The following is a 24338-nucleotide window of genomic DNA, read 5'->3' on the forward strand; positions in this document are numbered from 1 at the left end:
ACCTGGGACGAGAAGGAGTGCGCGATGCGGGCGACGGTGATCCACGGTGAGCGGGACGTGCGGCTCGAGGACGTCGCCGACCCGGTGCTGCAGCACCCGACCGACGCGCTGGTGCGCGTGGTCGCGGCGTGCGTGTGCGGCTCGGACCTGTGGAAGTACCGGGGCGTGCAGGGCGTCACCGAGCCGACGCGCATGGGTCACGAGTTCGTCGGCGTCGTCGAGCAGGTCGGCGACGAGGTGCGGGACGTGGCCGTCGGCGACTTCGTCGTCGCGCCGTTCTACGTGTGCGACTCGACGTGCGTGAACTGCCGCAACGGTGTGAGCACGTCGTGCCTGCACGGCGGGTGGTGGGGCAGCGAGGACGGCACCGGGAGCTCGGCCGACGGCGGGCAGGGCGAGCGGCTGCGCGTGCCGCTGGCGGACGGCACGCTCGTCGTCGTGCCCGGCGGCCTCCCGTCCGAGGACCTGGTCCCGGACCTGCTGACGCTGTCCGACGTGATGGGCACCGGGCACCACGCGGCGGTGTCCGGGGGCGTGCGGCCCGGGTCGACGGTCGCGGTCGTCGGCGACGGCGCGGTGGGGCTGTGCGCGGTGCTCGCGTCCGTACGACTCGGGGCGTCGCGCGTGGTCGCGATGTCGCGGCACGAGGCGCGTCAGGCGCTCGCGCGCTCGTTCGGCGCGACCGACGTGGTGCCGGAGCGCGGCGACGAGGGCGTCGCGCGGCTCAAGGAGCTGTTCGACGGCATCGGCCCGGACGTCGTGCTCGAGTGCGTGGGCACCAAGGAGTCGATGGACCAGGCGTTGCGCTCGGCGCGCCCGGGTGGGCAGGTCGGGTTCGTCGGCGTCCCCGCGGGCGGGCCGGAGCTGCCCGTCGGGCGGATGTTCTCGACGAACGTGGGTGTGCGGGGCGGGGTGGCGCCCGTGCGCAGCTACATCGACGAGCTGCTGCCCGAGGTGCTCGACGGTCGCCTGCGCCCCGGGGCGGTGTTCGACCTCGAGCTGCCGCTCGCGCAGGTCGCGGAGGCGTACGCGGCGATGGACGAGCGCCGCGCGACGAAGGTGCTGCTGCGTCCCTGACGCGTGCGGATGCGGCCGGGACCCGGACGTGCCTAGCGTGGACGGACCATCCCCGAGGAGGTCCGCATGCCTGGTCGACGCGATCCCGGCCCGAGCGTCAAGGACAAGGAGCTGTACGAGGAGCTCCGCGACGAGGGCAACAGCAAGGAGAAGTCGGCGCGCATCGCCAACGCCGCCGCCGCGCGCGGGCGGTCGTCGGTGGGGCGCAAGGGCGGCGAGTCCGGCTCGTACGACGACTGGACCGTCAAGGACCTGCGCAAGCGCGCGAGCGAGCTCGACATCGAGGGCCGCTCGAGCATGACGAAGGCCGAGCTGGTCGACGCGCTGCGCCACCACTGACCCCCGGCGTGAGGTCGCGCCTCTCTCGCGAGGTCGTGCGTCTGGCGCCGAGTCGTGCAGACGAACGCACGAACGACCGAGCGACGCACGACCTCGCGGGCCGCGGCGGGCCGCGGCGAGCCGCGAGCCGGGGGTCAGGTGGTGTCGGCGCGGGACTGGAGGGTCCAGAGGCGGGCGTACGGGCCGTCGGTCGCGACGAGGTCCGCGTGCGAGCCCTGCTCGACCACGCGCCCGGCGTCGAGCACCACGACCTGGTCCGCGAGGCGCACCGTGGACAGCCTGCCCGACGCTCGCCCGCCCGTCCCCTCGTCGTCGCGCTGGGAACGCTCCCGCACATCCTGCGCGGACGCCAGCACAAACCCGCATGTCGGACAGCCGCCGTGCAGCGGCGCCCGTCCCCGACGTCGCCCTCTACGCTCGGGCGGTGCTCACGACCGACCGCACCGACCCGCCGACGTCCGCCGACGGACCGACGACGCTCCTGACGTTCCTCGACTTCCACCGCCGCACGCTGCTGCAGAAGGTCGACGGCCTGGACGCCGCGGGGCTCGCGGCGACGCTGCCGCCGTCGACGATGACGCTCGGCGGGCTGCTGCACCACCTCGCGTACGTCGAGGACCACTGGTGCGGCGTGGTGCTGCACGGGGACGCACCGGGCGAGTGGTGGGCGGACGCCGACTGGGCCGCGGACCGGGACTGGGAGTGGACGGCCGCGCGCACGCTGACGCCCGAGGAGCTGCGGCACCGGTTCGTGACGACGGCGGCGCGCAGCGACGAGCGGATCGCGGCCGCCCTGTCCGCGGACGGGCTCGACACGGTGGCCGCGCGGCGGGACCGGCACACCGGTGAGCCGGTGAGCCTGCGGTGGATCCTGGTGCACCTGGTCGAGGAGTACGCGCGGCACAACGGCCACGCGGACCTCATCCGGGAGTCGGTCGACGGCCTGACGGGCGAGTGAGCCCTCGCCCGGCCCGACGGGTCAGGCGGTGAGGCGGTAGACCGAGACGTGCGAGGTCGAGTCGGCGTAGACCAGCGACACCTCGACCATCGCCGCCGAGTGGTCGATCCCGGCCACGGGCGGGGTCAACGGCTTTCCGACGAGCGCGCGCGCGTCAGCGGTGCTGGTCGGTCGCGGTGCTCGCGACGAGGCGGCGCGTCGTGAGGTCCGCGCCCGTGAGGACGCCCGCGCGGCCCAGCAGGCGGCCGTGCTCCCAGTTCGACAGGCCGAGCTCGGGCTGGTTCAGGGCGTACTGACCGTCCACCCAGCGCGTGAACCCGTCGCCGACGAACGGCGCGTCGACCGCGTCGAGGAACTCGCGCCACGCGTCGGCGTCCTGCCCGACGAGCGAGGCGACGAACCGCGGCGAGTGCGCGTTGAACAGCGCCACGGCCTCGGCCACGTCCTCGACGACGACGAGCGAGAGCTCCGGGGTGTTCTCCCACTCCCACTCGCGGCCCAGCTCGTCGGCGTCCAGCAGCGAGGCGCGCGGCTCGGCGACGACGCCCTCGGCGCGGTGCACGTCGATGGTGCGCTCGAGCTCACCGGCGGGCAGCCACTGCTCGCTGCCGCGCACCACGTGCACGCGCGCGACGCTCCCGCGCGCGGCGGCGGCCTCGTCGGCCGCGCCCAGGAGCACGGGTACCAGCTCGGCCGCACGGGACGCGGGGACCGCGGCGACGTTCAACGTGTTGCAGACCTTGCGGTCGAGCGAGTGGCGCACCACCGCGGCGAACCGCTCGGTGTCCGCGCTCGGGTCGGCGACGAGCCACGCGCCGCCCGTGCCGTGCGCGCTGACCGGCGTGCCGGCCTGCCGCGCGACCGCCGCGAGCTGCGCGACCGCCGCACCCGAGCCGCGCACGACCGCGAGCGACAGGCGACGGTCGGAGAACAGCGCCCACCCGGCCGACCGCTCACGGCTCGTGACCAGGCTGATCGCACCGACCGGCAGGCCCGAGGTGCGCAGGGCCGGGTCGAGCGCGTTCTCGACGATCGCGGTGGCCGTGCCGAGCGCGTCGCCGCCGATCCGCAGCACCGCGGTGTTGCCGGTCGCGAGCACGCCCGCCGCGTCGGCGAGCACGTTGGGCCGGCCCTCGAACACGAAGCCGATGACGCCGAGCGGCGCCGTGACCACGTCGACGTGCCAGTCGGGGTGCGTCACGCGCGGCGGCGCGGCCTGGTCGCTCGCGGCCTTCTCGACGAGGTCCGCCCAGCCCCGCAGGCCCTCGGCCATCTGGTCGCGCACCTTCTCGTCGACCTTCAGGCGCGTCGTCGAGCGGCCCAGCGACTCGGCGCGGGCCACGTCCGCGGCGTTGGCGGCCGCGATCGCGTCCCACGCGGCGACCAGCCCGTCGGCGAACGCGCGGTAGAACGCGGCGACCCGGTCCGCGGCGACCGTGCGCATCGCGGCCGCAGCGGTCACCGCCGCGTCGACGCTCGTCGTCACCGCAGCGGACACGGCCGCGGGCACGTGCAGGAGCGCACCGTCGTCGTGCACCACGTACAGCCGGTCACCGGGCTGGAACGCGGCCGCGAGCGCCTCGTCGACCGTCGTGAACCGGTCCCCGCCGAACGGCACGAGCGTGCCCGCGGTGAGCTGCGTGAGCTGTCCTGTCGTGGTCATCGTCTGGCCTTCGGGTCGCGTGTGCCTGATCGTCGGACGCGGTCACCTGGTGGCTGCCGCGGTCACAGCCTGCCCTGCTCGTCGTCGTCCGTGCGGTGGGCGTCCGTGCGGTGGGCGTCCGTGCGGTGGGCGTCCGTCGTCGTGTCCATTGTGCTGCCCGGGAGGGACGAGGATGGGTCCCGTCCCTCGTCCCGCACCCGGAGGCTCCCCGTGATCGAGATCCTGACCCCCGCCGAGGTCGACCGTGCGCGCGCCACGGGCGCGCTCGTCGGGTCGATCCTGCACACGATCCGGCACCGCGCCACGGTCGGTACCAACCTGCTGGAGATCGACCGCTGGGCGCGGGACCTCATCGTCGCCGCGGGTGCGGAGTCCTGCTACGTCGACTACGCGCCGTCGTTCGGGCGCGGGCCGTTCGGGCACTACATCTGCACGTCGGTCAACGACGCGGTCCTGCACGGCCTGCCGCACGACTACCGCCTCGCCGACGGCGACCTGCTCACGCTCGACCTGGCCGTGCTGCTCGACGGGATCGCCGCCGACGCCGCCGTGAGCTTCGTGGTCGGCACCCCGCGGTCGGCCGACGACCTCGCGCTCGTCGAGGTCACCGAGCGTGCGCTGCGGGCGGGCATCGCCGCGGCCCGGCCGGGCGCGCGGATCGGCGACCTGTCGCACGCGATCGGCACCGTGCTGACCGGCGCCGGCTACCCCGTGAACACCGAGTTCGGCGGGCACGGCATCGGCTCGACCATGCACCAGGACCCGCACGTGACGAACGTCGGCCGCCCCGGCCGGGGCTACACGCTGCGACCGGGTCTGCTGCTCGCGCTCGAGCCGTGGGTCATGGTCGACACCGACGAGCTCGTGGTCGACGACGACGGCTGGACGCTGCGCAGCGCGACCGGCTGCCGCACCGCCCACACCGAGCACACCATCGCGATCACCGACACCGGCGCCGAGATCCTCACCCTCCCGCCGGTCGCGTGACACGCCCTCCCGATCGCCCGGGGCCGGCCGTCCGCGACACCGCGCGCGGGTTCTGGCAGGACCTGCTCGTCGGCGTGCTCGTGCTCGTGGTCCTGCTCGTGCTCGTCGGGGGCGGCGCCGCGCTCGGCTCGGCGACCAGCGCGAGCCTCGTCGGTCGGCTGACGCCACGGGGTCGGCACCTCGGCGCTCGCCCAGCCACGCCAGGCACCCCAGGCACTCCAGGCACGGTCAGCGCGCCGGGACCGCCCGCACGGACGCCCACGCGCGCAGCTCGGCGACCCGCTCGGCCATGACCACCGCGAGCGGGCGGGTCGCGCGCAGCTCGGCGAGCACCGCGGCCGCGTCCATCGGCACGCCGCGCGCGTGCGCCACGTACGTCGCGGACACCACCGCCTGCTCGATCTCCGCCCCCGAGAATGCCTCGGACGCCCCGACGAGCGGCACCACGTCCTCGTCACGCAGCTCCAGCCCGCGGCGCGACGCGTGCAGCCGCAGCAGCGCGGCGCGCGCCCGCGCATCGGGCAGGTCGACGAAGAACAGCTCGTCGAAGCGGCCCTTGCGGACCAGCTCGGGCGGGAGCGCGGAGATGTCGTTGGCGGTCGCGGTGACGAACACCGGTGAACGCCGCTCCGCGAGCCACGTGAGGAACGTGCCGAGCACGCGCCGCGCCGAGCCGCCGTCGCCGTCGGACGACGCGACGGCCTTCTCGATCTCGTCGACCCACAGCACGCACGGCGCGAGCGCGTCCGCCGTCGCGAGCGCGTCCCGCAGCCGGCGCTCGGACTCGCCGACGTACTTGTCGTGCACGCCCGCGAGGTCGAGCCGCAGCAGCGGCACCCCGAGGATCGACGCCGCGGCGCGCGCCGCGAGCGACTTGCCGCACCCCTGCACCCCGACGAGCAGCACGCCGCGCGGAGCCTCGAGGTGCGGCGCCGAGCCGTCGACGGCGGGGCGGCGCAGCGTGAGCCACGTGACCACGCGGTCGAGCCCGACGACGTCGTCGGGACCCACCGTCGCGTACTCGTAGGACAGCACACCGTCCGCCGCGAGCGCGTCGAACCGCGCGCGCTCGACGACCGGCACGTCGCGGTGCGTGATCGCTCCGTCGTCGACCACCGCGCCGCGCGCGAGCCGGGCCACGTCGCTGCGGGACAGCCCGGCGAGCCGCCGCACGAGCAGGTCCCGCGCGTGCGGGTCGACCTGCGGGAACGCCCCGACGGCGCGCGACCAGGCGTGCACGGTCTCGTCGACGATCGCGGCCCGCTCGGCAGCCGTGGGGAACGCGACGGGGACGCGCACCGCGAGGTGCTCGAGCTCGCGCGGCAGGTCGAGCGCGCGGGACACGAGCACGATCGTGCTGCGGTGCTCGGCCGGGGCCTGCGCGACGTCCTTGAGCAGCCGCACGACGACCGGGTCGTCGAACCAGGGGTGCAGGTCGAGCAGCACGTAGGTGGCGGTCGCGCCGCTCTCGACGATGCCGCGCAGCATCGTCGTCGCGTCCGCGTTGTGCCGCTGCACCGAGCCGAGGTCCACGTCGAGCCGGCGCAGCCCCTCGGTCACGCTCCACCGGAACACCGGGCGGCTGCCCGGACCGGCCGCCGCGCTGCGCACGACGAGCGCGACGGCGGCCTCCTCGTCGGCGGTCTCCAGCACGACGACGGGCGTGCGCGCTGCGATGAGGGCCGCGACGTCGTCGCGCGTTCCGTCCGGGACCACGCGGCGACGATAGCGCCCCGCCCTCCACATCCCCGGTGGGGTCGTGCGTTTCTCGGTGGGTCGCGCAGATGACCGCGCGACCTACCGAGAAACGCACGACCCAGCGAGGGAGGCGCGAGTGGGTGGGGGTGGGCGGGGGTGGAGTGGGGGTGGCGGGGTCAGGTGGCGAGGGTGAGGCCTAGGTAGGCGGTGGTGAGGCTTGCTGCGAGCATGGCTGCGGCGTGCAGGACGGCGACGCGGGCGCGGCCGGCGCGCAGCAGGCGCGCGGCCTCGACGCTCGCGGTCGAGAACGTCGAGTAGCCGCCCAGGAAGCCGACGCCGAGCACCTCACCCACCTCGCTGCCGGACGTGAGCCCCCCGACCACCAGGCCCAGCAGGAAGCACGCCGTCACGTTCACGACGAACGTGCCCGCCGGGACCGGCAGCCGGCGGCTGCGCCGGGCGACGAACGAGTCGACCTCGAACCGCGCGACCGCCCCCAGCCCGCCCGCGAGGGCCAGCAGCAGTGCGGTCACGCCGCGCCCTCCTGCGCGCGCCGGGCCCGGGCACGACGGTGCGCGCGGTCGGCGAGGGCCAGGCCCAGCGCCGCGACCAGCACCCCCACGACCACGCTGACCAGCGGGTACGCGAGCGCCGGCAGCGACTCGCCGTCGTCGGCCAGCCGGTGCACCTCGAGCACGAACGTGCTGTACGTGGTGAACCCGCCGAGCACCCCGGTGCCGCAGCCGAGCCGCACGGCCCGCCGCCAGCCCTCGTCGGCGCCGCGTCCCGCGAGCGCGCCCAGGAGCAGCCCGAGCGCGAAGGACCCGACCACGTTGATGACGAACGTGACCCACGGCCACCCGGTCGGTGCGGCGAGCGCGTGCTCGAGCGCGGCGCGCGCGGACGTGCCGAGCGCGCCGCCGACGAGCACGAGCCCGACGAGCCCCAGGTGCTCCCGGCGGCTCATGGGCGCGCCCGAGGACGGGACGGGGTGGTGCGTCACGAGGCGTCCCGCGCGCGCCGCCAGGGGTTGGCGGGGTCGGTCGCGGCGGGTGCGGCGGTGACCCGGACCGCGTACGTGGGCACCGCGGCCTCGACGGTGCCCAGGTACTCGTGGCCGGTCATGCGGCACCACACCGGCAGGTCGATCGGGGCGATCGGGTCGCGCGTCGACAGGTGGACGACCGTGCCCTCGGCCAGCTCGGCGACCCGCGCGCGCAGCAGGACGAGCAGGCGCGCGCACCCCAGGTCCCCGCCCTCGACCACCACCACGTCCGCCACGGCCCCGATCTTCCCATCACGCATGCGCCCCGCCATGCTGTGGCGCATGAGCGATCGGGGCAGGCGCGGGCGATGGTGGCGGCGGCGGCGTTCGGGCTGGTCGTCGCGCTCGTCGGGGCGGTGGTGGTGTGGTCCGCGGTGCACGTCGACACCACGGACCTCGACGGCGCCTGGTTCGCGTACAGCCCCATGCCGGGGGTCGTCTCGGACGGGAACATGTACGCCCAGCACGCCGACGGCTCCGCCGTCCTCGGCCTCGACCCGTGGGTCTGGGTGGGCGTTGCGCTCGTCGGTGCGGGCGGTGCGCTGACCGGGCTGTTCGGCGGTCTGACGCTCGCGCGTCGCGCCCGGCCCGACTCCGTGTGAGCGGTCACACTGGACCGCATGACCGAGCACCGTTCGCCGTCCGTCGGCGTGATCCTGCCCCGTGACCTGACCGCTCGCGACGTCCTGCCGTTCGCGCGCCGCGCCGACGAGCTCGGGTTCGCCGAGCTGTGGGTCGTCGAGGACCTCGCCTTCCGCGGCGGGATCGCGCAGGCCGCGGCGGTGCTCGCCGCCACGACGCGCATCCACGTCGGCATCGGCATCCTGCCCGCGGCGGTGCGGTCCGTGGCGTTCGCCGCGATGGAGGTGGCATCGCTCGCGCAGCTCTTCCCCGGGCGCGTGACGGTGGGCCTCGGGCACGGCATGCCGGACTGGATGCGCGCCGCCGGCGTGTGGCCGCAGCGGCCGCTGACGTTCCTCGCCGCGTACACGAGCGCGGTACGCACGCTCCTGCGGGGCGGCACGGTGACCGACGACGTGCTGGGCGTGCGCGACCTGGCCCTCGAGCCGTCGTCGCTGCCGGACGTGGTGCCGGACGTGCTGCTCGGTGTGCGCGGGCCGCGGTCGCTCGCGCTGTCGGGCCGGGCGTCCGAGGGCACGATCCTCGCGGAGCCGACGACCCCGCAGTACGTGCGCACGGCGCTCGCGCAGGCCGCGCCGACCGGCGCGCACCGGGCCGTCGGGTACAACGTGGGCGCGGTCGACGACGACGAGGCGACCGCGATCGCCACGGCGCGCCCGGGCCTCGCGTGGATCGGCGAGCCGGACTGGGCGCCGCACCTCGTCGGCCTGCCGTTCGCCGACGAGCTCGCGGACCTGCGCCGCCGCACGGGCAGCCCGACGGCGTTCGCGGCCGCGCTGCCCGACGCGTGGGTCGCGCAGCTCGCGCTCGCGGGCACGCCGCAGCAGGTCCGCGGGAGGATCGCGGAGCTCGGCGCGCAGGGGCTGACGTCCGCGGTGATGTTCCCCGCCGGCCCGGACCCCGTCGCGATGCTGGAGCCGCTCGCCCGCGTGCTGTGACGTCGGCGACGTGCGGCGGTGCCGGGCTTCCGGCCAGCGGCGGCCCCGGCCTAGCATCGGCCGCATGACGGGCTCGGCTCCCGGGCCTGCGAGCCACGGTCACCACCACCACCACGAGGACGCGAACCGCACGCGCCTCGCGGTCGCGTTCGCCATCACCGCGACGATCCTCGTCGCGCAGGCCGTGGGCGCGCTGCTGACCGGCTCGCTCGCGCTGCTCGTCGACACCGCGCACATGCTGACCGACGCGGCGGGCCTCGCGATCGCGCTCGTCGCCGCGACGCTCGCGGCCCGGCCGCCCACGCCGCGCCGCACGTGGGGGTTCCGGCGCGCGGAGGTGCTCGCGGCGCTCGCCCAGTCCGCGGTCCTGCTCGCGGTGGGCGTGTACGTGCTGGTCGAGGGCGTGCAGCGGCTGGTCGAGCCGCCCGAGATCCCGGCGCGCGAGCTCGTCGTGTTCGGCGTGATCGGTCTCGTCGGGAACCTCGTGTCGCTCGCGGTGCTCGCGGGCGCCCGCTCGGCGAACCTCAACCTGCGCGCGGCGTTCCTCGAGGTCCTCAACGACGCGCTCGGGTCGGTCGGCGTGATCGTCGCGGCGGTCGTCATCGCGACGACCGGGTGGCTGCAGGCCGACGCGGTCGCGGGTCTGCTCATCGGCGCGCTGATCGTGCCGCGCGCGGTGACGATCCTGCGCGAGGCGACGTCGGTGCTGCTCGAGACGACCCCGCCGGGCCTCGACCTCGACGACGTGCGCCGCCACCTGCTCGACGTGGACCACGTGCTCGAGGTGCACGACCTGCACGCGTCGCTCATCGCGACCGGCCTTCCGGTGCTGTCCGCGCACGTCGTCGTCGACGCGCCGTGCTTCACCTCAGGGCACGTGCCGCACATCCTGGACACGCTGCAGGAGTGCGTCGCGTCGCACTTCGACGTGTCGGTCGAGCACTCGACGTTCCAGATCGAGCCGGCGGCGCACGCGGAGCACGAGGCCCCCGGCCACCCGTAGCGGGCGTCAGCCGACGAGCGCGCCGATCGCCCGCAGCTCGTCGGCCGTCGGGAACGCGAAGTCGTCGAGCGTGAGCGCGACCTCGAACGGGCTCGTCGGCTTGGCGGCGCGGATCGCACCGTCGAGGTCCGGCGGCGTCGTCCACGGCAGCCCGACGGACGCGACGTAGTCGCGGTACTTGAGCTCGGGCTCCGGCGTCAGCGGCGCGACGAGCGTGCAGGGGCGGCCCAGCGCGTGCGCGAAGATCAGGCCGTGCAGCGAGGACGAGTACACGTGCTCGGCGCGCAGGATCTCGCGCACCAGCTCGCGCGGCGTGCAGTCGATGTCGATGACGGCGACGTCCGTGCGGTCCGCGTACTGCGGGCGCTCGCGGTAGTGCGGCACGAACACGACGCGCCCCGGCTCGGCCGGCACGGACGCGACGAGGTCGGCGTACATGACGCGCACCAGCAGGCCCGGGTCGTACTGGTAGCGGATGCCGCTCACGTCGTACCCGGCCTCGCGGACCGCCTCGAACGTCAGCGGGCCGCGCACGCCGAGGAACCGCACCCCGGGGTTCTCGCTCGCGAGCGGGATGGGCGAGCCCTTGTGCCCGACGCCGGAGACGACGTCGCCCGGCAGCACGCGGTGCACGATCGACCCCACGAGCAGCAGACGGCCGCCGTTGTGCGCGGCGTTGCGCAGCTGCGCCCCGTACAGGTACTCCGCGAGGTCCCGGTTGAACACGTCCCCCGCGTTGCCGGCACGCCACGCGGTGCTCGTGCCGTTCTTGGTCGCGTCCCAGTAGAACGTCCTCAGCTCCACAGCTTCTGGCTCGCCTTCACGATTCCGGGCTTCTTGTCGTTGATGCCGTACCCGAGCAGGAACTCGCCGCCGACCTTGGTGATGCCGGAGAAGTACGTGGCGGAGAACAGGCGCGGGTTGTGCCGGCGGCGGTGCGGGAGCAGCGACGACCACGAGTGGACGAACCGGCGGCGGCCCAGGCGGACAGTCGCCTCGGGCCGGCCCAGGTCGGTGAACGTCGCGGGGCGGCCCATGTAGAGCAGGCGGCCCGTGTGCTTGAGCAGGATGAGCGGCTCGACCTGGTAGACCACGCCGATCCCGCCGTCGGGGTGCACGAAGAACACCCAGTTCTTCTCCTGCCGGGGGCGCTTGTGCACGACGCAGCGCTGCGGCGGGCACAGCTCGGGCGCGACGCGCATGACGTAGATGTCGTTCTTCGCCTCGCCCTTGACCGAGCCGGTGTTGAACGTGACGTACGCACGGCCGCTCACGACGAACAGCTTGGGGTCGGCCACGACCGTGACGCCGTGCGCGGCGCCGTGCGCGGTGAGGTCGACGATCTCGGCCGGGTTCGCGCCGTCCAGGTCGACCGACGTGTAGTACGAACGGAACGGCCGCTGCGCCTCGGGGTGCGGCAGCGCACGCTACGCGACGTGCAGCCGCGAGCCGATGCGGACCACCGAGACGTTGAAGACGTTGCTCTGGCCCGCGCCGGCCGTCAGCTCCCGCAACCAGCCGACGCGGTCGGAGTCCGTCCGTCGACCGACGAAGTGAAGGTTGCGCATCGCGCGTAGGGAGGGCACGCCGTGAGATTCCTGTCCACCGTGGAGGCCCGCACCGCCCGAGCGGGGTCAGACTACCGGGCGGCCGAGCGGCCCCCGAGGGGTGTCCGGGAGCCGCGTCAGGTCACGCCGGAGGCGTGCGGTCCTCGCGCGGCAGCCGCCACAGCGTGTAGCCGAGCGCGAGCAGCGCGGTCAGCACGAGCAGCACCAGCCCGACGGTGTAGGAGTGCGCGGCCTCGTCGTACGTCGCCCCCATGACGAGCGGCGGGAAGTACCCGCCCAGCCCGCCGGCGGCGCCGACGACGCCCGTGACCGCACCGACGCGGTCGGCGGGTGCCCGCCGTGCGACCCACGCGAACACGCCACCCGCACCGAGGCCCAGGAAGAACGCCATGAGGACGACGACGGCACCCGCGGGGATCTCCGGGGCGGGCTTCAGCGCCATGACGACCGCGCACGCGGCGGCACCCGCGAGGGACGTGACGACGACGAGCTTGGGGTGCGTGCGGTCCGAGAGCACCCCGCCGATCGGGCGGGCGACCACGGCCGCGATCGCGAACCCCGCGGTCCGCGTGCCCGCGCCCGCGAGGTCGAAGTCGTAGACGTCCTTGAGGTACGTCGGCAGGTAGGTGGAGAACGCGACGAACCCGCCGAACGTCACGGCGTACAAGAACGACATCTGCCACGTGACACCGAGCCGCACGGCCGCCGCGAGCTTCGGCAGGACCGCCTGCGTGCTGGGGGTCCAGCCCGGCGCGTCCCGCGCGAGCAGCCAGACCACCGCGCCCGTGACCGCGAGCGCGACCGCGAGGATCACGTGCGCGGTGACGTACCCGAACCACTCGACGAACCGCGGCGTGAAGAACGCCGACAGCGCCGTGCCGCCCATGCCCGCACCGAACACGCCCGTCGCGAAGCCGCGCCGCGCGGGCTCGTACCAGGCGTTGACGAAGGGCACGCCCGCCGCGAACGACGTGCCCGCGATGCCGAGCAGGAAGCCGAACACGAGCAGCAGCGCGTAGGACTCGCGCTCACCGGCCCACGCGACGAGCAGCACGGGCGGCACCGACGCGACGCACAGCACCGAGAGCATGACGCGCCCGCCGTAGCGGTCGGTGAGCGCGCCGACCGGGATCCGCCCCACCGCACCCACGAGCACGGGCGTCGCGACGAGCAGCGACTTCTGGCTCGCCGAGAGCCCGAGCTGCTCGGTGTACCGGACCGCGAGCGGTCCGACGACCGCCCAGGCCCAGAACGTGATGGCGAACGCCCAGGTCGCGAGCGCGAGGTTGCGCGCGCGGCCGCGGGTGGTCGAGGTCGTGGCGGCACTCGTCGTCGAGGTGCTCATGAGCCGGCTCCCGGTCGCAGGGGTCGTCAGCGGTGGGTGGAGGTGTCGCGGTCGCGCGTGCCGACGGGGTCCCACCCGCGCCGCGGCGCGGACGCACCGGGCGTGGGACGGCGGTCACGGCTGCGGTAGACCACGTACGGGCGGAACAGGTAGTGCAGGGGTGCGGTGAACGCGTGCACGAGCCGCGTGAACGGGAACAGCAGGATCAGCGCGAGCCCGAGGAGCACGTGCACGTGGAACTGCAGCGGCGCGGCCGCCATGGCGTCGACGTCGGGCCGCAGCGTGAACAGCGAGCGGAACCACGGCGAGACGGACTCGCGGTAGTTGTGCGCGTCGTGCCCCGCGGTGAACGCGATCGTCGTGACCACGAGCCCCGTGACGATCGCCGTCGTCAGCACCGCGTACATGAGCTTGTCGTTGCGCGTCGTGGCCATGAACACCGGGCCCGTGCGGCGCCGCCGCACGATCAGGATGACGATCCCTGCGAGCGTGCCGATGCCGGCCAGGGTGCCGATACCCAGCGCGCCCGCGTGGTACATGCCCTCGCTCACACCGACCGCGTCGGTCCAGGACTCGGGGATCAGCAGCCCGACGACGTGCCCGACGATCACGAACAGCAGACCGAAGTGGAACAGGGGCGAGCCGATGCGCAGCAGCCGCGACTCGTACAGCTGCGAGGAGCGCGTGGTCCAGCCGAACTGGTCGTACCGGTACCGCCAGACGAGGCCGCCGACGAACGTCACGACGACGAGGTAGGGCAGCACACCCCACAGGACGACGTCCATCAGGACCTCCCGGACTCGGTGAGCGGCAGCAGCCGCGGGTCGGCCGCGTCGAGACCGACGCTCTCGGTGGGTGGGCCCGCCGACGCCATGCGGTGCACGGCCGCCTTGTCGGCGGGCGACGGGCCGGGCAGCGTGGCGCACACCGCCTCGAGCAGGCCCGCGTACGGCGTGCCCGCCTCGATCAGCGCGAACCGGGTGAGCTCGAGGCTCGCGCGGTACTCCTGCAGCAGCGCCGCACCGTCGTCGGGGTCCGCGAGCGCCGCGTACTCCAGCACGAGCGGCAGGTGGTCGGGCAGCTCCCCGCGGGTGTCCACCAGGAAGCCCGACGCGCGGTAGCGCTCCTTGAACGCGGCGAGCACCTCACCGCGACGGCGCGTGTCGCCGTCCGTCCAGTACGACAGGTACAGGGCCTGCTTGCGGGACAGGTCGAACAGGTGCACGTAGTCCGACTGCAGGCGCGGCAGGGGCGTCGTGGTCGCGTGGTCCAGGAACGTGCGCAGCCCGTCGCGCGCCCGCCCGCCGCCCAGCTCGTCGACCGCGGCGGCGAGCAGCGGCAGGCGCTCGACGAGCGCCTCGTCCGGGTACGCGAGGCACCAGGACGCCACCTGGTGCACGACGCGCGTGGCCGCGCCCGGGAGCGCGCTCGTCGACGTGGCCGACGAGCGGCGGGTGCGCAGCCTCATCGCGCGTCCTCCTCGTCGCGCACCGGGTGGTCCGTCGGGTCGTCGCGACCCTCGGTGGCGATGGCCTCGTCGGCGCTCTCCGGCGGTCCGTCCTTGCGGGGGAACAGCCCGGGCGGGGTCCCGACGCCGTCCCAGTTCAGGAGGTTGACCCGGCCGCGCATCTCGTCGGACGGCGCGATGCCCTCCGACGTCTGGCGCTGGCGCAGCGCGTGGAACGTCTCGACCGCGACCGGGACCGGCCGGCCCGACGCCTCGCCGAACGCCGCCGACTCGTACATGCCCGGGCCCTCGTCGTAGTCGAGCGAGCAGCCCAGCTCCTCGAGCTCGTGTCCGCGCTCCTCGTGCGCCTTGGGGATGACGTAGCGCTCGTCGTACTTCGCGATCGCGAGCAGCCGGTACATCGCGTACATCGCCTGCCCGGTCATGCCCACCGCGTTCGGGATCGACTCGTCGGCACCCTCGTCGAGCGTGATGCCGCGCAGGTAGGACCGCATCGCCGCGAGGCGCCGGAGCACGCCCGTGACGACCTCGGTGTCGCCCGCCGTGAACAGCTCCGCGAGGTACTCCACCGGGATGCGCAGCGCCTCGATCGCGCCGAACAGGGTGCCCGGGTCCTCGGCGTCGTGCCCCTGCTCACGCAGCAGGTCGACCACCGGCGACAGCGGCGGGACGTACCAGACCATCGGCATCGTGCGGTACTCGGGGTGCAGCGGCAGCGCCACGCGGTACGTCTTGGCGAGCGCGTACACCGGGCTGCGCCGCGCCGCGTCGATCCAGTCCGCCGGGATGCCCTGCTCGCGCGCCGCCGCGACGACCGCGGGGTCCTGCGGGTCGAGCATCAGGTCGAGCTGCGCCTCGTACAGGTCCTTCTCGTCGGGCACCGACGCGGCCTGCGTCACGCGGTCCGCGTCGTACAGGAACACCCCGATGTACCGCAGCCGGCCCACGCACGTCTCCGCGCACACCGTCGGCAGACCGACCTCGAGCCGCGGGTAGCAGAACGTGCACTTCTCGGCCTTGCCGGTCTTGTGGTTGAAGTAGATCTTCTTGTACGGGCAGCCCGTGACGCACTGGCGCCAGCCGCGGCAGCGGTCCTGGTCGACGAGCACGATGCCGTCCTCGGCGCGCTTGTAGATCGCACCCGACGGGCACGACGCCATGCACGACGGGTTGAGGCAGTGCTCGCAGATGCGCGGCAGGTAGAACATGAACGTCCGCTCGAGCTCGAAGCGGATCTTGTCCTCCGACTCGCGCCGCACCTTCTCGACGATCGGGTCGAGGTGGCCCATCTCGTGCGTGCCGCCCAGGTTGTCGTCCCAGTTGGCCGACCACGTGATCTTGGTGTCCTCGCCCGTGATCAACGACTTCGGCCGCGCCACGGGGAAGTCGTCGCCCAGCGGCGCCTCGACCAGACGCTCGTAGTCGTACGTCCACGGCTCGTAGTAGTCGTTCAGCTCGGGCTGCACGGGCGAGGCGAAGATCGACAGGAGGCGCCTGCCGCGCGAGCCCGTGCGCAGCGTCAGACGTCCGCGCTTGTTGAGCGTCCACCCGCCGCGCCAGCGGTCCTGGTCCTCGTACCGGCGCGGGTACCCCTGCCCGGGGCGGGTCTCGACGTTGTTGAACCACACGTACTCGACGCCGGCACGGTTCGTCCACGCCTGCTTGCACGTCACCGAGCAGGTGTGGCACCCGATGCACTTGTCGAGGTTCATCACCATGGCGACCTGGGCCATCACGCGCATGTCGTCGTCCTCCTCAGTACTCGACGTCCTGCGAACGACGACGGATCGTCGCGACGATGTCCCGCTGGTTGCCCGTCGGACCGAGGTAGTTGAACGCGTACGACAGCTGCGCGTACCCCCCGATCAGGTGCGTCGGCTTGACCAGCAGCCGGGTCACCGAGTTGTGGATGCCGCCGCGCCGGCGCGTCTTCTCCGTCTTCGGGACGTCGATCGTGCGCTCCTGCGCGTGGTGCACGAACACCACCCCCTCGGGCATGCGGTGCGACACGATCGCCCGCGCGACGAAGATGCCGTTCGCGTTCGAGCACTCCACCCACTCGTTGTCCTTCGCGCCGATCGCGTCGGCGTCCGCGGGGCTCATCCAGCACGTCGGGCCACCGCGGGACAACGAGAGCATCAGCAGGTTGTCCTGGTACTCCGAGTGGATCGACCACTTGTTGTGCGGCGTCAGGAAGCGCACCGTGACCTGCTTCGCGCCGTCCGGGCCCAGCTCGGGCTCGCCCAGCAGGCGGTGCAGGTCGAGCGGAGGGCGGTAGACCGGCAGCGCCTCGCCCAGGTCCTTCATCCAGCCGTGGTCCAGGAACAGGTGCATCCGGCCCGTGAGCGTGTGCCACGGCTTGAGCCGCTCGACGTTGAGCGTGAACGGCGCGTACCGCCGCCCGCCCGTCTCCGAGCCCGACCACTCGGGCGACGTGATCACCGGCACCGGGCGCGCCTGCGTGTCCGGGAACGTGATCCGCTTCTCCTCCGAGCCCTCCGCCAGGTCGTGCAGCTCCTTGCCGACCCGCCGCTCGAGCGAGCGGAAGCCCTGCGTCGCGAGCTCGCCGTTCGTCGTCCCGGACAGCGCCAGGATCGCCTCCGCGAGCTTGACGTCCGTGTCCAGCGCCGGGCGTCCGTCACCCGCACCGCCGAGCATCACGCCGTTCGCACGGGCCAGCCGCTCCACCTCGTGCTCGAGCCGGAACGTCACGTTCTTCACCGTGAAGCCCAGCGTGGACGCCAGCGGGCCCAGCGACCCGAGCTTGTCCGCGATCGCCGTGTAGTCGCGCTCGACCACCTGGAGCACCGGCATCGTCACGCCCGGCACCGCGGGCGCGTCCCCCCGCCGCCAGTCCCCGCCGACCCCGCCGTCTCGCGGCGCCTCGCCCGGGGTGTCGTGCTGCATCGGCACGCTCACCAGGTCGTGCCGCACCCCCAGGTGCGTACGCGCCAGCTCCGAGAACCGGCGCGCCACCAGGTGGAACGCGTCGAAGTCGCTGCGCGCCTCCCACGGCGGGTCGATCGCCGGGGAGAACGCGTGCACGAACGGGTGCATGTCCGTCGAGGACAGGTCGTGCTTCTCGTACCAGGTCGCGGCCGGCAGCACGACGTCCGAGAGCATCGTCGTCGACGTCATCCGGAAGTCCGCGCTGACCAGCAGGTCGAGCTTGCCCTCCGGGATGTCGTCACGCCACGTCACGTCGCTCGGCCGCGCCGTCGGCTCCGGCGCCGCGACGTTCGAGTGCGTGCCCAGCAGGTACTTCAGGAAGTACTCGTCACCCTTCGCGCTCGAGCCCAGCAGGTTCGAGCGCCACAGCACCAGCGTCCGCGGCCAGTTCTCCGGCGCGTCGACGTCCTCCACCGCGAACCGCAGCGCACCGTCCTTGAGCTGCCCCGCGACGTGCGCCGCCGGGTCCGGCGCCGCGCCCTGCTCCGCGGCCGCGCGCGCCTCGTCGGCCAGGTCCAGCGGGTTGCGGTCGAACTGCGGGTAGAACGGCATCCAGCCGGCCCGCGCCGACGCAGCGATCGTGTCCGCGGTGTGCATGCCCGTCAGGTGGCCGTCCGCCATCGGCCACGCGAGCTCGTCGGCCGCGTACCCGTCGAACCGCCACTGGTCGGTGTGCATGTACCAGTACGACGTGCCCGTCATCGTGCGCGGCGGGCGCGACCAGTCCAGCGCGTTCGCGAGCGAGATCCACCCCGTCAGCGGACGGCACTTCTCCTGGCCCACGTAGTGCGCCCACCCGCCGCCGTTGCGGCCGAAGCAGCCCGTGAACGCCAGGAGCGCGAGGATCGCGCGGTACGTCGCGTCACCGTGGAACCACTGGCAGACACCCGCGCCCATGATGATCATCGAGCGGCCGCCCGACTTCTCGGCGTTCGTCGCGAACTCGCGCGCGATGCGGGTGCACGCGTCCGCCGGGACCGACGTGTGCTGCTCCTGCCACGCGGGCGTGCAGCCCTGCGTCGGGTCGTCGTAGCCCGCGGGCCACTCGCCCGGCAGACCGTCGCGGCCCACGCCGTAGTGCGCGAGCGTCAGGTCGTACACCGTCGTGACCAGGTGGCCGTCCACGCGCGTCACCGGCACGCCGCGGCGCTGCACCGCGCCCGCGCCGCCGGGGTCGTCGAACCGGGGCAGCAGCACCTCGACGGCGGTCTGCGACGAGCCTGCGTCAGACGAGGCCGCGTCGCGGATGCTCAGCGCGGGCGTGACGCCCTCGAGGTCGAGGTTCCACCGGCCCTCGCCGGAGTCCGTGTAACGGAAGCCCAGCGAGCCGTTGGGCACGACCGGCCGCCCGGTGGTCGCGTCCAGCAGCACGGTCTGCCACGCCGCGCCCTCCGCGTCGGGCGCGGTCACCGGGTCGGTCGCGTGCTCGTCGGACAGGTCCGTGGCGCGCAGGAACCGGCCCGGGACGTACGCGCCGTCACGCTCCTCGAGCGTCACCAGGAACGGCAGGTCGGTGTAGCGCGAGACGTAGTCGCGGAAGAACGGCACCTGACGGTCGACGAGGTACTCCCGCAGCACCACGTGACCCATCGCCATCGCGAGCGCGCCGTCCGTGCCGGCCGCGGCCGGCAGCCACTCGTCGGCGAACTTCGTGTTGTCCGCGTAGTCCGGCGAGACGGAGACGACCTTGGTGCCGCGGTAGCGCACCTCCGCCATCCAGTGCGCGTCGGGTGTGCGGGTGACCGGCACGTTCGAGCCCCACATCATGAGGTACGTCGCGTCCCACCAGTCACCCGACTCGGGGACGTCCGTCTGGTCGCCGAACATCTGCGGGGAGGCGACCGGGAGGTCCGCGTACCAGTCGTAGAAGCTCGTCATGACGCCGCCGATGAGCTGGATGAACCGCGTGCCCACCGCGTGCGACACCATCGACATCGCGGGGATCGGCGAGAACCCCGCGCACCGGTCGGGTCCGTACGTCTTGATCGTGTGCACGTGCGCGGCGGCCACCATCTCGACCGCCTCGTCCCAGCTCACGCGCACCAGGCCGCCCTTGCCGCGGGCCTGCTGGTAGCGGCGGCGCCTGTCCGGGTCGCCCGTGATCTGCGCCCACGCCTCGACCGGGTCGCCCAGGCGCGCCTTCGCCTCGCGGTACATCTCGACGAGCACACCGCGCGCGTACGGGTAGCGCACGCGCGTCGGCGAGTACGTGTACCAGGAGAACGCGGCGCCGCGGGGGCAGCCGCGCGGCTCGTACTCGGGGCGGTCCGGCCCGACCGACGGGTAGTCGGTCTGCTGCGCCTCCCACGTGATGATCCCGTCCTTGACGTAGACCTTCCACGAGCACGAGCCCGTGCAGTTCACGCCGTGCGTGGACCTGACCACCTTGTCGTGGCGCCAGCGGTCCCGGTAGAACACGTCGCCGCGTCGTCCGCCCTCGCGGAACACGGCCCGGCCGTCGTCGGTCTCGTCCCAGCGCGAGAAGAACCGGCCGGCGCGCAGCAGCACGTCGGACGCCGGTCCGTCGAGGCCAGGGGTGTGCGGCTCTGCCATGGGTTCGAATGTAGTGATCGGTGTGATCCGCACCACCCGGGACGCACCGTGGAAAAGCACCGCGTTCGGAACGGGTCGCCCACGCCGGGGTGGGACGGTGCGCGCCCGGGCCGTCCGACGCGACCGTGGCGATGCCCGCCGCAAACGCGTGGGCAGACGCGCGGCCCGCGGGTACGTTGCCGCCATGACGCCCACGACGCTGCCCTCCGACGACGCCGGCTGGGCGTCGTTCCTCACGACGACCGTCGACGGTGCGCTCGACGAGGCGCGCACGCACCTCGCGACGCTCAAGGACGGCTCACCGCGCACCGCCGCCGAGGTGCTCTCCCTGTGGAACGCGTCCGACGACGCGCTCGCGCGGGCCTCCGCCGCCGCCCACCTCCTCGCCGAGGTGCACCCCGCCGCCGAGCTGCGCGAGGCCGCCGAGGCGCGCGCGCAGGCCGCCGAGGACCTGGCGACCGAGCGCGGCCTCGACCGTGCGCTGTTCGAGGCGTTCAGCGCGACCGACCCGGCGGGCCTCGACGACGACTCGGTCCGCCTGCACGCGCACGTGCTGCGCGACTTCCGCCGCGCGGGCGTCGATCGCTCCGCCGAGGAGCGCGAGCGGCTGCGAGCGCTCGCGCAGCGCTGCACCGAGCTCGGGCTGGAGTTCGCACGCAACATCCGGGAGGGCGCGCGCTCGATCCGGGTGCGACCCGAGCAGCTCGCGGGGCTGCCCGAGGACTTCGTCGCCGCCCATCCCGCCGACGACGACGGGCTGGTCACGCTCACCACCGAGTACCCCGACCTCATCCCGGTGCGGACGTACGCGCACGACGCGTCGGTGCGCCGCGCCCTGACCACCGAGTACCTGCGCATCGCGTACCCGGACAACGAGCCCGTGCTCGCCGAGCTGCTGCGCCTGCGCGACGAGCGCGCGCACCTGCTCGGCTACCCGGACTGGCCGACGTACGACGCCGAGGTCAAGATGATCGGCTCCGGCGCGGCGGTCGCCGAGTTCGTGGAGCGGCTCGACGCCCTCACCGCCGAGCCCGCCGCGCGCGACGTCGCGGTCCTGCTCGAGCGCCTGCGCGCCGACGACCCGTCCGCCGCCGCGGTGACCCCCGCGGACTCGCTGTACTACGACCAGGTCGTGCGCCGTGAGACGTACGACGTGGACGCGCAGGAGGTGCGCCGGTACTTCCGCTACGACAAGGTCCGCGACGGCGTCATGGCGACCGTCGGCCGCCTGCTCGGGCTGGCGTTCACGCGCGTCGACGCACCGTCCTGGCACGGGTCGGTCGAGGTGTACGACGTGCGGTCCGTGGACGCCGACGAGTCGCTGCTCGGCCGCTTCTACCTCGACATGCACCCCCGCGCAGGCAAGTTCAACCACGCCGCGCAGTTCACGCTCGTGCCGGGGGCGCGGGGCTCACGCCTGCCCGAGGGCGTGCTGGTGTGCAACTTCCCCACCGGGAGCATGGAGCACGACGACGTGTGCACCTTCTTCCACGAGTTCGGCCACCTGGTCCACGAGATCGTCGGCGGCCACCAGCGGTACGCCGCGTTCACGGGCGTCGCGACCGAGTGGGACTTCGTCGAGGCGCCGTCGCAGCTGCTCGAGGAGTGGGCGTGGGACGCGGACGTGCTCGCGTCGTTCGCGACCGACGACGACGGCACCCCGATCCCCGCGTCGCTCGTCGCACGGATGAACCGCGCCGACCGGTTCGGCCGCGGTGCGTGGACCCGCCGTCAGCTCAACTTCACCGCGCTGTCCTACGGCCTGCACGCCACACCGCCGGAGGACCTCGACGCGTTCACCGCGCAGGTCGACGAGCGGTTCGGCCCGTACGCGTCGCTGCCGGACACCCACCAGTTCACGGGCTTCGGTCACCTCGACGGGTACGGCTCGGCGTACTACACGTACCTGTGGTCGCTCGTGATCGCGAAGGACCTGCTCACCGCGTTCGACGGCGCGCTGATGGACGAGGCCGTGGGCCGCCGCTACCGGGACCTGGTCCTCGCGCCGGGCGGCAGCCGCGACGCCGCGGACCTGGTCGAGGACTTCCTGTCCCGCCCCCGCTCCTTCGACCCCTTCACCACCTGGCTCACCCCCACCACCCCCTGACCCCGCCGCTCGCGCCTCCCCAGGTGGGTCGCGCATCTCTCGGTAGGTCGCGCAGTCATCCGCACGACTCACCGACGAAGGCGCGACCCACCTGGAGACGCCCGACAAGGTGGCGCGGCGGGACACCGCCAGCCGACCACAGGGCCGCGCCGACGACGGGCCGTCCACAGCCCCGGGGGTGCGGCGCCGCACCGTGGCGACGGACGGTGCACCGTGACCCGCATGCCGCGACGTCCCGGATCCAGCAGCGCAGTCCTTCCCGTCCCCCGGCCCGTCGTCGTGCACGCCGACGAGCACCCCTCGTGGGTCGTCGCGCGACAGGTCGCCGCCGGCGCGTGGACCCGGGCCGGGTGCGGCGTGTACGTGCCGGCGGGCGTGAGCGACCCGCGCGCGCTCGTCGTCGCCCGCGCCGCGGGGGTGCACCGCAGGACGCGTGCGCGCCACGTGCTCAGCCACACCACCGCCGCCGTGCTGCACGGGCTGGCGCTGTGGGAGGTCGAGCCCGTCACGCACCTGCGCCACGCGCACCGGGGCAGCGGGAGCGCGGACCCGTCGGTCCGGCACCACCGGCCACTGCCCCCGGACGAGCACGTCACGGACGTGATCGGCCTACCGGTGACCGACCTGGCCCTCACGGTGCGTGACTGCCTGGCGGCACTGCCCCCGCTCGCGGGTCTGGTGGTGGCGGACAGCGCGCTGCGCGCCGGGCTCCCCCGGTCCCGGCTCGAGGAGCTCGTCACCGCGGCGCGCGGGCCGGGCAGCGCGCGGGCGCGACTGCTCGCCGCGCTCGCCGACGACGGGGCGGAGTCGGCGCGCGAGAGCATGACCCGGTTCGCGTTCCTGCGTGCCGGCTGGCCACCGCCGCTGACCCAGGTGCGTGTCGCGACACCGCGCGCCGTGTACTGGGCGGACCTCGGCTGGCCGGACTGGCGCGTGGCGGTCGAGTACGACGGAATCGGCAAGTACGCCGACGCCCCGCGTCACAAGCTCCTCGAGGAGAAGCTGCGGCGCGACGCGTTCGCGGAGGCCGGCTGGCAGACGGTGCACGTCACCGCGGCGGACACGCTCACGACGATCCTCGACCGCACCCGCCGCGTCCTACCGCCCGGCGCCCTCCCGCCGACGCCCCGCCCTCACCCCCTGCTGTCCCCCCTCACGGGCCGCCGCTGACCTGCCGCCCAGGGGAGTCGCGCGTCTGGTGGTGGTTCGGGCATCTGATGGTGGGACGCGCGGATGACTGCGCGACCGACCACCGGACCCGCGACCACGCCGGGGGGAGGGGCGGGCCGGTGGGGGCGGCGGGTACGTTGGGCCGGTGGGGGATGTCGTGCGGCACGTGGTCGGGGTCGTGCGGCAGATCGGTGAGCGCGGGGGCGGGCGGCCCGTGCGGGTCGGGGTCGACGGGGTCGACGGGGCCGGGAAGACATGGTTCGCCGACGGGCTCGCCGACGCGCTGCGCGCGGCGGGCGTCACCGTGGTGCGCGTGTCGGTCGACGGGTTCCACCGGCCCGCGCGCGAGCGGTACCGGCGAGGGCGGACCTCCCCGGAAGGGTTCTTCCTCGACTCGTACGACTACGCCGCGCTGCGCCGCGAGGTGCTGGTGCCGCTCGGCCCGGGCGGCGACCGGCGGTACCGCACCGCGGTGTTCGACCACCGGTCCGACGAGCGCGTCGACACCCCGCAGCGCATCGCACCGGACGACGCGGTGCTCGTCGTCGACGGGATCTTCCTGCACCGCGACGAGCTCGCCGACCAGTGGGACCTCTCGCTGTTCCTCGACGTGCCGTTCACGGAGACGTTCCGCCGCATGGCGGTGCGCGACGGCTGCCCGCCCGACCCGCAGGACGCCCGCAACCGCCGGTACGTCGAGGGGCAGCGGCTCTACCTGAGCACGTGCGCGCCCGCGCAGCGCGCCACGCTCGTCGTCGACAACACCGACCCCACCGCACCGGTGCTCCGCACGCCCCTGCCGGACGCGAGTCCGGGACGGTAGCCAGG

24 protein-coding genes are annotated in these 24338 nt (G+C 74.1%); 10 read left to right on the top strand and 14 right to left on the bottom strand.

From position 1 onward, the window contains the following. Positions 1-24: 24 nt before the first annotated feature. Together CBP52_RS12880 and CBP52_RS12885 are read left to right on the top strand one after the other, a co-directional pair. A complete protein-coding gene (locus CBP52_RS12880) occupies positions 25-1077 on the top strand; it encodes a zinc-dependent alcohol dehydrogenase family protein (RefSeq protein WP_094181293.1) in 1053 nt (350 codons plus the stop codon). Between the two features lie 66 nt (positions 1078-1143). After that, positions 1144-1416: a Rho termination factor N-terminal domain-containing protein gene (locus tag CBP52_RS12885; protein WP_094181294.1), complete on the top strand. Its 273-nt coding sequence runs from the start codon at positions 1144-1146 to the stop codon at positions 1414-1416. A 134-nt stretch (positions 1417-1550) separates the two neighbouring features. On the opposite strand, the gene CBP52_RS12890 is transcribed toward CBP52_RS12885, so the two are convergent. After that, entirely contained in the window at positions 1551-1751 is a 201-nt protein-coding gene (locus CBP52_RS12890; RefSeq protein WP_094181295.1) for an ABC transporter ATP-binding protein/permease, read from the bottom strand. An 89-nt stretch (positions 1752-1840) separates the two neighbouring features. On the opposite strand from CBP52_RS12890, the gene CBP52_RS12895 reads away from it, so the two are divergent. Further along, positions 1841-2374 (top strand): DinB family protein, encoded by a 534-nt coding sequence (locus CBP52_RS12895; protein WP_232514482.1) that lies wholly within the window; start codon positions 1841-1843, stop codon positions 2372-2374. Between the two features lie 154 nt (positions 2375-2528). Here CBP52_RS12895 and CBP52_RS12900 read toward each other — a convergent pair whose 3' ends face one another. After that, a complete protein-coding gene (locus CBP52_RS12900; protein WP_094181297.1) occupies positions 2529-4037 on the bottom strand; it encodes an aldehyde dehydrogenase family protein in 1509 nt (502 codons plus the stop codon). A 210-nt stretch (positions 4038-4247) separates the two neighbouring features. On the opposite strand from CBP52_RS12900, the gene map reads away from it, so the two are divergent. Further along, positions 4248-5024, top strand: coding sequence for a type I methionyl aminopeptidase (gene map / locus CBP52_RS12905; RefSeq protein WP_094181298.1), 777 nt, complete (start codon positions 4248-4250; stop codon positions 5022-5024). 228 nt (positions 5025-5252) lie between these two features. On the opposite strand, the gene CBP52_RS12910 is transcribed toward map, so the two are convergent. The 4 genes from CBP52_RS12910 to CBP52_RS12925 form a co-directional block, all read right to left on the bottom strand. Continuing rightward, on the bottom strand, positions 5253-6740 hold the full coding sequence (locus CBP52_RS12910) for an AAA family ATPase (RefSeq protein ID WP_094181299.1): 1488 nt from the start codon (positions 6738-6740) through the stop codon (positions 5253-5255). A 158-nt stretch (positions 6741-6898) separates the two neighbouring features. Next, positions 6899-7255 (bottom strand): CrcB family protein, encoded by a 357-nt coding sequence (locus tag CBP52_RS12915; RefSeq protein WP_094181300.1) that lies wholly within the window; start codon positions 7253-7255, stop codon positions 6899-6901. Continuing rightward, on the bottom strand, positions 7252-7725 hold the full coding sequence (locus tag CBP52_RS12920) for a CrcB family protein (RefSeq protein ID WP_232514483.1): 474 nt from the start codon (positions 7723-7725) through the stop codon (positions 7252-7254). The genes CBP52_RS12915 and CBP52_RS12920 overlap by 4 nt, the downstream gene beginning before the upstream one ends. Then, positions 7722-8027: a sulfurtransferase TusA family protein gene (locus CBP52_RS12925; protein WP_094182371.1), complete on the bottom strand. Its 306-nt coding sequence runs from the start codon at positions 8025-8027 to the stop codon at positions 7722-7724. The genes CBP52_RS12920 and CBP52_RS12925 overlap by 4 nt, the downstream gene beginning before the upstream one ends. Before the next feature lie 48 nt (positions 8028-8075). Between CBP52_RS12925 and CBP52_RS12930 the strand changes: the two genes are divergently transcribed. The 3 genes from CBP52_RS12930 (at position 8076) to CBP52_RS12940 (ending at position 10350) form a co-directional block, all read left to right on the top strand. Further along, positions 8076-8369 carry a hypothetical protein gene (locus CBP52_RS12930; protein WP_094181301.1) on the top strand — a complete coding sequence of 98 codons (294 nt, stop codon included), beginning with the start codon at positions 8076-8078 and terminating at the stop codon, positions 8367-8369. Positions 8370-8387: 18 nt separating this feature from the next. Beyond that, positions 8388-9347: an LLM class flavin-dependent oxidoreductase gene (locus CBP52_RS12935; RefSeq protein WP_094181302.1), complete on the top strand. Its 960-nt coding sequence runs from the start codon at positions 8388-8390 to the stop codon at positions 9345-9347. A 64-nt stretch (positions 9348-9411) separates the two neighbouring features. After that, entirely contained in the window at positions 9412-10350 is a 939-nt protein-coding gene (locus CBP52_RS12940; protein WP_094181303.1) for a cation diffusion facilitator family transporter, read from the top strand. A gap of 6 nt (positions 10351-10356) precedes the next feature. Here CBP52_RS12940 and CBP52_RS12945 read toward each other — a convergent pair whose 3' ends face one another. The 8 genes from CBP52_RS12945 to CBP52_RS12975 all read right to left on the bottom strand — a co-directional run bounded on the left by CBP52_RS12945 (position 10357) and on the right by CBP52_RS12975 (position 20233). Continuing rightward, positions 10357-11154, bottom strand: coding sequence for a polysaccharide pyruvyl transferase family protein (locus CBP52_RS12945; protein WP_094181304.1), 798 nt, complete (start codon positions 11152-11154; stop codon positions 10357-10359). After that, positions 11145-11648, bottom strand: coding sequence for a hypothetical protein (locus CBP52_RS12950; RefSeq protein WP_094181305.1), 504 nt, complete (start codon positions 11646-11648; stop codon positions 11145-11147). The genes CBP52_RS12945 and CBP52_RS12950 overlap by 10 nt, the downstream gene beginning before the upstream one ends. 129 nt (positions 11649-11777) lie before the next feature. Beyond that, positions 11778-11936, bottom strand: a complete 159-nt coding sequence (locus CBP52_RS17630; protein ID WP_198303457.1) for a hypothetical protein — start codon at positions 11934-11936, stop codon at positions 11778-11780. A 103-nt stretch (positions 11937-12039) separates the two neighbouring features. After that, the gene (locus CBP52_RS12955; RefSeq protein ID WP_094181306.1) at positions 12040-13263 is read right to left on the bottom strand and encodes a nitrate/nitrite transporter; all 1224 of its coding nucleotides are present in this window, start codon (positions 13261-13263) and stop codon (positions 12040-12042) included. 26 nt (positions 13264-13289) lie between these two features. Next, positions 13290-14048: a respiratory nitrate reductase subunit gamma gene (narI, locus tag CBP52_RS12960; protein WP_094181307.1), complete on the bottom strand. Its 759-nt coding sequence runs from the start codon at positions 14046-14048 to the stop codon at positions 13290-13292. Further along, a complete protein-coding gene (narJ, locus tag CBP52_RS12965) occupies positions 14048-14731 on the bottom strand; it encodes a nitrate reductase molybdenum cofactor assembly chaperone (protein WP_094181308.1) in 684 nt (227 codons plus the stop codon). The genes narI and narJ overlap by 1 nt, the downstream gene beginning before the upstream one ends. Beyond that, positions 14728-16473: a nitrate reductase subunit beta gene (gene narH, locus CBP52_RS12970; RefSeq protein WP_232514484.1), complete on the bottom strand. Its 1746-nt coding sequence runs from the start codon at positions 16471-16473 to the stop codon at positions 14728-14730. Before narH ends, narJ begins: the two co-directional genes overlap by 4 nt. 13 nt (positions 16474-16486) lie before the next feature. Beyond that, a complete protein-coding gene (locus CBP52_RS12975; protein WP_094181309.1) occupies positions 16487-20233 on the bottom strand; it encodes a nitrate reductase subunit alpha in 3747 nt (1248 codons plus the stop codon). 184 nt (positions 20234-20417) lie between these two features. Between CBP52_RS12975 and CBP52_RS12980 the strand changes: the two genes are divergently transcribed. From CBP52_RS12980 to CBP52_RS12990, 3 genes are all read left to right on the top strand, one after another. Then, entirely contained in the window at positions 20418-22340 is a 1923-nt protein-coding gene (locus tag CBP52_RS12980) for a M3 family metallopeptidase (protein WP_094181310.1), read from the top strand. Positions 22341-22562: 222 nt separating this feature from the next. Beyond that, positions 22563-23510, top strand: coding sequence for a hypothetical protein (locus tag CBP52_RS12985; protein ID WP_157732621.1), 948 nt, complete (start codon positions 22563-22565; stop codon positions 23508-23510). A 145-nt stretch (positions 23511-23655) separates the two neighbouring features. After that, a complete protein-coding gene (locus CBP52_RS12990) occupies positions 23656-24333 on the top strand; it encodes a uridine kinase (RefSeq protein ID WP_157732622.1) in 678 nt (225 codons plus the stop codon). The last annotated feature ends 5 nt before the right edge of the window (positions 24334-24338 follow it).

It is taken from the genome of Cellulomonas sp. PSBB021, from assembly GCF_002240455.1.
Classification (GTDB): domain Bacteria; phylum Actinomycetota; class Actinomycetes; order Actinomycetales; family Cellulomonadaceae; genus Cellulomonas; species Cellulomonas uda.